This is a genomic window from Candidatus Zixiibacteriota bacterium (assembly GCA_022865345.1).
Taxonomy (GTDB): domain Bacteria; phylum Zixibacteria; class MSB-5A5; order MSB-5A5; family RBG-16-43-9; genus RBG-16-43-9.
In genome coordinates this window covers 1-6,487 of the sequence record JALHSU010000147.1, presented here as the reverse complement: position 1 = coordinate 6,487, position 6,487 = coordinate 1, and the positions used below count along the sequence as shown (strand labels likewise).

Sequence of the window (6,487 nt, the reverse complement as noted above, 5' to 3'; positions counted from 1 at the left end):
GTCAAAACGCAAAAAATGCTTGATTCATCAACCTCTACAATCTTTGCATCGACCTCAAACTTTGCAGTCAACTCCCGGAACTGATCCGGCACTACTGTCGTTGCGTTGAAACCATCTTTACAGACAATCAGCCCATCACCTGTCTTCCCATAGTCTATTTCTCCAACCAAACCTGCTTTCGACTGGAGTTTGAACCATTCCAACCTGTGTTCCCAGAACTTATCAGAATAACTTGAAAATAGAATTTTCCCCCTGCGCTTGGTTACCCGAATACTTTCCCGGATTAAATCTTTTTGATTAACATGAAAAGCTGAAATCCCGTTCTGTACACAGATAACCCGATCAAAGGTCTGATCCAGGAACTGAAGCTGAACTGCATCCATTTTCAGCAGAATGCAGTTCTTAGAGTCCCTCAGCATTTTCTTTCCAAGGAGCAGACTATCAATCGAGGTGTCAACCCCTATTGCCATTTTAGCTTTTTGAGCGATCTGTCCAAGAACCCGACCGTAACCGCATCCTAATTCAAGAACCGTATCAGACGAACGGATATTCTGAAGAACGTACTCCATCTCAGCCTTTAGATATTGTTTAACCCTGGGTGGAGCAATCTCGTAACAGAATTTCAGCCGCTCGGCGCTGAGTTTATCGCGATAATAGTCGCTCATATTTCTAATTTGATTTTTAACCATGCCTGTAGGGGCACGACGCGTCGTGCCCCTACCCATCTCAGAAAATCACCTCATTTAAATTCAATTCCATCCCATCTGAGGCAGCAATCACCTCGGTCTTTAATTCTTTTTTTATCTGCAGAGCTAATTCCCAGGGTTTGGCTTTGATCATGGTCATCCCGAAATGAGTCAAAATGGCTATTTGAGGCTTACAGCCCTTGATTATGTTTTTAGCATCTTCTAAATTCAGATGATCCAACTTGAGTTTCTTTGCTCCTTCTGGCTCGTATCTTACGACATTAATAATTATCAGCTCACTTCCGGAATGCGCCTTTGTCAGTTCCGGAAAGAATCTGGTGTCCACGATAAATGAAACTCTGTATTTTAAAGACTTAAAAATTAAACCGTAAGCCTCCACCCCGTGAATATGCCTTAATGGCGTTGATAAATTAATTCCATCGAGCGTATACTCGCCTCCAGCTTTCAGAATATGGATTTTCTCCACAAAACTTCTGACATATTTCAAAACCACTGGATCCTCGTTCAAAGCATCAGCAGGACAAAAAAGTATTCCTTTTCTTTTGAATCCGCCTTCGGTCATCGCCTCAATCATAATGTTGATATCATTGGAATGGTCAATATGACGATGAGTTAAGACAATCGCATCCAATTTTGACGGGTCTAATTTCGGCTTGCTGGTAAAACATTTGACTAAAGCACCGGGTCCAGGATCGATGAAAAAATTCTTGTTGTCCAGAGTAAGCCAGACTCCACCTGAAGCCCTCAACTGTTTGGCTACCACTATCCTCGCCCCGGCAGTGCCTAAGAATTTGATCCGGTTTGGTGATTCTAATTTCTTATTCTTATTTGTCATGTTGAGCGTAGCGAAACATCTAATACTAAGAAGTTAATAGATTCTTCGTCCCCTTCGGGCTCAGAATGACTCATATTACGGACAGTGTCATGCTGAGCGAAGCGAAGCATCTGACCCATTTGCCACCCTCATTTTATTCCATACTCTTTCATCTTTAACCTCAAAGTATTCCTGTGAATACCAAGAAGCTCTGCTGCCTGAGTCAGGTTCCCTCCTGTTTTTTCCAGGACTTTCAAAATTTGACTCTTCTCTAACTCTTTAAGTGAAAAATCAGATGGAAAATGCTCTGTTTTCTGAAAACTCAAATAGGCTAAGTCCGGTTTATCTATTGCCTCTCCCCTGCCCAAAACTATTGCCCTTTCAATCGCATTCTCTAATTCGCGGATATTTCCGGGCCAGGGGTAAGACAACAAAATATCTTTGGCATCTGTTGTGATCCCCTGAATTTTCTTTCCGGTTTTCTGATTATATTTCTGAATGAAATGTTCAACCAGGGGTAGAATGTCTTCTTTTCTTTCGCGCAGAGGAGGAATTAAAATAGAGACCACATTTAGTCTGTAATACAAGTCTTCCCGAAAACTTTTCTCCTTGATCTTCCTCTCCAAATCCTGATTGGTTGCCGAGATTATCCTGACGTTCACTTTAATTGTTTCTTTGCCACCCAGTCTCTCGAACTCCTGAGTTTCGATTACCCTGAGAAGCTTCACCTGAGTCTCAAGGGAGAGATCTCCTATCTCATCTAAAAATAAGGTGCCCTCATCAGCTAACTCGAACCTCCCTTCTTTTCTGCGGGTAGCTCCAGTGAAAGCCCCTTTCTCGTAACCGAAAAGCTCCGATTCAAGTAGAGTCTCAGGTATAGCCGCACAGGATAAAGAGATGAAATTTCTTGAAGCCCTGTCACTTAAAGTATGGATTGCTCTGGCTACCAACTCTTTGCCGGTTCCGCTATCCCCCCGGATCAAAACAGTGGAATCAGTTTTAGCAACCCGGGCGACAGTGCTTAACACGTCTCTTATGGTTTTGCTCTCGCCGATTATCTTTAAGTCTTTGTATTTTTCCTCTAACTGTTCTTTCAAGAATCTATTTTCTGATAAAACCTTCTGGTTTTCCAGAGCTTTTTTGACATTGATCTTCAACTCCTCCAAATCCACGGGCTTATTCACATAATGAAAAGCCCCTCTCCTCATCGCCTCAACCGCGGTCTCGATAGAGCCATGAGCAGTTATGACTATCACCTGAATTTCAGGATTTATCTCCTTCAGTCTGGACAATAACTCAATTCCATCCATACCCGGCATCTTTAAATCAATCAGGGCAGCTTCAAAAAAATCATCCTGTCCAAGCTTCAAGGCAGTCTCCCCTGAATCAGCTAAAGATACTGAGTAGCCTTCCTTCTGTAGAAAACCACCCAACATCTCTCTCTGTGATTCCTCATCATCCACGACCAGAATTCTGTACAAACCCATAACATCTCCTTATACTTTTTTGTCATTCTGAGGGAGTCCAACTGGACGACCGAAGAATCAACCTCAGAGTAAAATTCGACAGATTCTTCGTCTCTACGAGCCGTAAGGCTTTTAACGGCCTGCGGACTCAGGATGACGGCCTGAGAAAGATCCATCAGTATCCCCGCCTTGCCCTCAAGGCGGGACATGCATCCCACATCCATCTTGAGGGCAAGATGGGTTTACCAGTTTGGTCTGCTGGCTCATCAGCTAAATCCGCTGTGAATTCATACTGGTAGTCTGACAGTAAAAGTCGTCCCTTTTCCAGCTTCGCTTTCCACCTCGATCTTTCCCTTATGGTCGTTTATGATCCGGTAGGCAATTGCCAGCCCTAAGCCGGTTCCTTTTTCTTTAGTGGTAAAATAGGGCTGGAATATTTTTGAGAGATTTTCTTCGGAAATCCCAGGACCGGTATCTTTGACCTTTATGATATATTCTCTGCTAGAATTGTCAAGGTTACCTGAGATATTTATCCTCCCACCAGAAGACATAGCCTGAATACCATTCAGGATTATATTCACCAGAGCTTTTTTCATCTCCTCGCGATCCATCCTTATCTGAAAGTTATCTTCTATCTCTTTCTCAATGATTATACCTTTCTCTTTAGCCTCAATCTCCATTAAGGAGACGACCTCGGAAACAAAAGAACCTATGTCAGTGGAGACCAGATTCAATTTCTGCGCCTTGGCCAGACTTAGGAACTGGTTTATGGTTTGATCCAGCCTTTTTATCTCTTTTAGAATAGTCTGGGTGAAATTCGCATATTGCTCTTTGTCTTTTTCGGGCACGAACTCATTTTTCAACCTCTGGGCAGCGATGGAGATGGCATTCAGAGGATTCCTGATCTCGTGAGCCACCCCGGCTGCTAAGTTGCCCAAGGTTGAAAGTCTTTCTGCTCTTTTTGCTTCCTCCTCATACTTTTTAAGCTCAGTAATATCATGGATGACTGCCACAGCACCCTGCAATTCTCCTTTTTCGTCTGAGAGTATGGATGCGCCGAAAACCAGATCCTTCTCCTCTCCTGAGCCAAGTTTGTACTTTTTTTCCATTTCTCTAATACTTCTTCCTGAGTTGAAAACTTCATTGATCAGGCATTCATCCCTGGGAAATATCTGAGAATAATCTTTATTGATTACCTCCCCCCTTTTAAGCGAGAATATCTCCTCAGCCACCCGGTTAAAGGTGATGATTTTTCTATCCCTTTCAACTGCCACAACCGCACTGTTCATTCCCTCCAGTATATTCCCGGTCAAAGTTCTGATCTCCTTATAAGATTTGTCCAACACAAAATAGCTCTGGTTCACCATCACCATTCCAACCAAAAGTAACCCCAAGAAAAAAAGTATCAGGCTGAAAAGAATCATCTGGTTCTGATAGCTTCCGGATACTTGATTGTACCCGGCCAGGGACAGCCCTATCCTGAACACCCCTGGAGGGAATTGACTGGAAACAAAAGGCTTCACCACCTCCAGCACTTTCCCTTCTTCGAAAGCTGTGACCCTGCTCCTGGTCTCACTCCTCATTAAAGCTTCCAAGAGAAACGGGTCATTTTCCAGCTTCAGCATCTTTTCCACTTTCTTAGAAGCAAAGACAATCCCCTCTTTTGATTGGAGCACAATATATTCTATACCGCTTTGCTGGCTGATGTTCTGGATTAAATAACCGATCCCGATCTCTTTCTGAAAACTCTCCAGATACGAGGCCGGGGTTATCACCGTAATCCCACCCGAGCCGTTAAATCTCCTGAGAACTACCGCATATTTGCTCTCCGGATGAAATTCCTCCCCCTTTATCTCAAAACCCTCCTCCTGGCTTTCACCCTGCAGAACTCTCTCTAATTCTGCAACTGGGAAATTAGTCGTATCCTCGAAAATTCCTTTTTCCCCGGGAAGGCTGGTTTTCAAAATCTTTTTCTGTTTATCTAAAAGCTCTATCCTGTAGAGAGAGTTTTTGGTCACCAGTTCTGCCAATTTCGAATCAGTCAAAATTCCGCTTTTATCCATCTGGTCAACTAATTTGGCTATATCTAAAAGTCTCTCCTCTAAAAGCTCTTTTAAAAGGCTGTTGGCTTTGACCGTATTCTGGCTGGCTAAGACCAGGCTTTCCAAGAGGGCTTCTCCTTCCTTTTGCATAACTTTCAGCATATTCGATTTGCTTTTCTCGATGCTGAAAAAGGCAACCAGAAAAAGGATTATAGCAAAAAGAAGAGTAAGCAGAACCACATATCTCAGTCTTAATTCAGACAGGAATTTGAGACTCTTTAACTCGGCCAATTTCTTCTCCTTTTAATGAAGCTAATTTAAATAAAAATACTCAGGTGTCAAGCAATATGAATCTGGATGTAGCGGAAGGCTTCAGCCTTCCATATCTCTTTTTTGTTCTTTCAGGAGTAGGTCGGGTTGCGTAAGCTACCCGACCATCAGAGTTTGTCGGGCAGTCCCGCCTTTGACGGGACAGCCCGACCTACCGAAACTGGTAGGTCAGACATTCCTGTCTGACCCTTTTTCGTAGCGCAAGGCTTCATCCTTCAATCGATTTGGACTCGGTAGCCCACCTTGCCTCAAGGTGGGGTGATCTCAACTGACCCAAGTTGAGGGCAACCCTACGGGCAGGCTCTGGGTCTACCTGACTATATTTCTTCTCAGCAGATAGGTGTAGGTCGGGTTGCGCAAGCTACCCGACCATCAGAGTTTGTCGGGCAGTCCCGCTTCGGCGGGACAGCCCGACCTACCGTAACTTATCGTTGGTTGATTCCTGGACTCTAAAAGAACTTGACTTTTAGAGGCGAGGTAAATAAAATAGATCGGAATGTCGGGCGGTTTGCTCAATTCGCCCTGCTGAATTTTCCAAAAGAGGAGAGATTGAGTGGAAAAATCTAAAATCAAGCAAGAGGTCTGGAAAACTATTCAGGAGCTGAACCGAGCCTGGGCTGTAGACGGAAATCCGGATAAACTCAAAAATTATTTTCATAAGGATATGGTAGCAATTACTCCAACTGATCATAACCGTGTTGAAGGAAGAGACGCTTGCATCGCGGGCTGGAAGAAATTTGTTGAGACAGCAAAAATCCATTACTGGAAAGAGAAAGACCCGAAAGTTCAGATCCATGGAAACGGGAAATTTGCTGTAGTAACTTACTACTGGGATATGTCCTATGAAATGAGTGGACAAACCATTAAAGCCGGCGGAAGGGATATGTTCGCCCTGGTAAAAGAGAAAGGAAAATGGTGGGTAGTGGCAGACCAGTTTTCTACGTTTCCAAGCCAATAATAAAAAAGCTATTTAATCCACAAGTTATTGTTATTGAAGACGTATATATTACTAAACGAAAAAGGAGGAATTCATGAAAAACACAATCGAGAATCTGGCCAAAGCTTTCGTTGGTGAAAGCCAGGCACGGAACAGGTACACTTTTTATTCCAAGGTTGCCAGGAACGAGG

Annotated in this window: 6 protein-coding genes; 2 read left to right on the top strand and 4 right to left on the bottom strand. The window is 43.5% G+C overall.

Features of this window, described 5'->3' with window-relative positions; genetic code table 11:
* From MUP17_06875 to MUP17_06860, 4 genes are all read right to left on the bottom strand, one after another.
* Positions 1–689: class I SAM-dependent methyltransferase (locus MUP17_06875; GenBank protein MCJ7458696.1), on the bottom strand; the 689-nt coding region annotated here is incomplete at its 3' end.
* Between the two features lie 37 nt (positions 690–726).
* Entirely contained in the window at positions 727–1,542 is an 816-nt protein-coding gene (locus MUP17_06870) for an MBL fold metallo-hydrolase (GenBank protein MCJ7458695.1), read from the bottom strand.
* A gap of 128 nt (positions 1,543–1,670) precedes the next feature.
* The gene (locus MUP17_06865; protein ID MCJ7458694.1) at positions 1,671–3,008 is read right to left on the bottom strand and encodes a sigma-54 dependent transcriptional regulator; all 1,338 of its coding nucleotides are present in this window, start codon (positions 3,006–3,008) and stop codon (positions 1,671–1,673) included.
* Positions 3,009–3,274: 266 nt separating this feature from the next.
* Positions 3,275–5,320, bottom strand: a complete 2,046-nt coding sequence (locus tag MUP17_06860) for an ATP-binding protein (protein MCJ7458693.1) — start codon at positions 5,318–5,320, stop codon at positions 3,275–3,277.
* 592 nt (positions 5,321–5,912) lie between these two features.
* Between MUP17_06860 and MUP17_06855 the strand changes: the two genes are divergently transcribed.
* Entirely contained in the window at positions 5,913–6,317 is a 405-nt protein-coding gene (locus MUP17_06855; protein MCJ7458692.1) for a nuclear transport factor 2 family protein, read from the top strand.
* Between the two features lie 73 nt (positions 6,318–6,390).
* On the top strand, positions 6,391–6,487 hold a 97-nt coding region (locus MUP17_06850; protein MCJ7458691.1), incomplete at its 3' end, for a rubrerythrin family protein.

Excerpts from the sequence above, each read along its gene's own strand:
- MUP17_06870 (MCJ7458695.1), bottom strand. The coding sequence starts at position 1,542 with ATGACAAATAAGAATAAGAAATTAGAATCACCAAACCGGATCAAATTC.
- MUP17_06865 (MCJ7458694.1), bottom strand. The coding sequence starts at position 3,008 with ATGGGTTTGTACAGAATTCTGGTCGTGGATGATGAGGAATCACAGAGA.